This is a genomic window from Arthrobacter sp. JCM 19049 (assembly GCF_001310435.1).
In genome coordinates, this window is sequence record NZ_BAXF01000420.1 from 1 (window position 1) to 1,907 (window position 1,907).

The following is a 1,907-nucleotide window of genomic DNA, read 5'->3' on the forward strand; positions in this document are numbered from 1 at the left end:
CGCGGCACGGGGCTTCGGTTAACGATCCGTGGCGGCTGGCGGCCCAACCGGGGCAACGCCAGCCCGCCACGGGGCGAACACAGAATTGAGGGTTACATGTGCCGGTGCAGGCGGCGGGCCGCCTCGGCCAGCGACCCGGCCAGTGACGGGTAGACGGTGAAGGTCTCGGCCACGTCATCCACGTGTAGGTTGTTCTGCACGGCCAGGGCCAGCGAGTAGATCAGTTCACTGGCGCGCGGGGCAACCACCACGCCGCCGATCACGGTGCCAGAGCCCTTGCGGGAGACGATCTTGACGAACCCCTCCTCCATGTTCATCATCTTGGCTCGGGCGTTGGTGGCCAGGTCAACCTTGACGATGTTCGCCTGGTACTTGCCCTCGGCCACGGCGCGCTGGGAGACACCAACGGTAGCGATTTCCGGGGAGGTGAAGATGTTCGAGGAGACCAGGTCCAGGTTGATCGGCTTGACCGAGTCGCCCAGCAGGTGGGCCACGGCGATGCGTCCCTGCATGGCCGAAACCGAGGCCAGGTTGAACACCCCGGTGCAGTCCCCGGCCGCGTACACGTTGTTGGCGGTGGTGCGCGAAACCCCGTCGACCCGGATGTGCCCCGAATCGGTCAGCTGCACCCCGGCCTCCTCCAGGCCCAGGCCCTTGGTGTTCGGGATCGAGCCCACGGCGACCAGGCAGTGGCTGCCTTCCAGCACGCGCCCGTCGGCGAGGGTGACCAGCACTTTGTCGCCCTGGCGGGTGACGGCTTCGGCACGGGCCTGGGAGACCACGTTCAGGCCGTTGCGCTTGAACACGTCCTCCAGCACCCCGGCGGCGTCGGCGTCCTCACCGGGCAGGACCCGGTCGCGGGAGGACACCAGGGTGACTTTGGCGCCCAGCAGGTTGTAGGCGCTGGCGAACTCGGCGCCGGTGACGCCCGAACCGATGACGATCAGGTGCTCGGGTACGTCATTCATGTTATAGATCTGGGTCCAGTTGAAGATCCGCTCACCATCGGGCTTGGCGGTGGGCAGTTCGCGCGGGTGGGCGCCGGTGGCCAGCAGCACCGCGTCGGCGTCCAGCTTCTGGATGCTGCCGTCGGTGCCGGTGACCTCCACGGTGTGGGCGTCCAGCAGACGCCCCTCCCCGATCAGGATGCGCACCCCGGCCCGCTCCAGGCCGTTGCGGATGTCCGCGGACTGCTCCTTGGCCAGGTCCAGCAGCCGGTGGTTGACCACCGCGAAGTCGGTTTCGGCGTCGTCCAGCCCCTCGATCTTCACCCCGAAGCTGGAGGAGTGCTTGGCCCGGCGCACCACGTCAGCGGTGGCGATCAGGGTCTTGGAGGGCACCACGTCGGTCAGCACCGCCGAACCGCCCATGCCGGCACGTTCCACGATGGTTACGTTGGCGCCCAGTTGGGCCGCGCCGATGGCCGCCTCGTAGCCGCCCGGCCCGCCGCCGATGATTACTAGTCTGGTTGCTTCATTCCTGCGTTCTGTGCTCACGCACCCCATTGTCTCTTATTGGGCCAGCACGTGCACATTCGCCCGGTGCGCGCCCGCGCGGACGGGGTTCAACTGACAAAAACGCATACCGGGCGGTAGCGTATTGCCGTGACTACTTTTGATATTGATCCCAGCACCCTGGCCCAGGAAGCGGCCGGGGCGATCGCCGAGGCCACCGGCATTGCCAAGCACGATTTGGCCGTGGTTCTCGGCTCCGGGTGGGGCCAGGCCGCCGAACTGATCGGCGAGACCACCCACACCCTGGACGCGGCCACCATTCCCGGTTTCCACGCCCCGGCGGTGCCCGGCACAAGGGCCACATTTCCTCGATCCTCACCCGGGACGGCAAGCGGGTGCTGGTGCTGGGGGCGCGCTCCCACTTCTATGAGGGGGCGCGGGGTGCGCGCGGTG

General features: G+C 67.8%; 1 protein-coding gene and 1 pseudogene. One reads left to right on the top strand and one right to left on the bottom strand.

Annotated features, from left to right (window positions below; all coding sequences use genetic code 11):
- Positions 1-92: 92 nt before the first annotated feature.
- On the bottom strand, positions 93-1,505 hold the full coding sequence (locus tag JCM19049_RS12910) for an NAD(P)H-quinone dehydrogenase (protein WP_054821787.1): 1,413 nt from the start codon (positions 1,503-1,505) through the stop codon (positions 93-95).
- A 93-nt stretch (positions 1,506-1,598) separates the two neighbouring features.
- On the opposite strand from JCM19049_RS12910, the pseudogene JCM19049_RS12915 reads away from it, so the two are divergent.
- Positions 1,599-1,907: pseudogene (locus JCM19049_RS12915) on the top strand (purine-nucleoside phosphorylase); the annotation flags it as partial.

Bases quoted from the DNA above. Each gene is read 5' to 3' on its own strand.
- JCM19049_RS12910 (WP_054821787.1), bottom strand. From the start codon at position 1,505: ATGGGGTGCGTGAGCACAGAACGCAGGAATGAAGCAACCAGACTAGTA.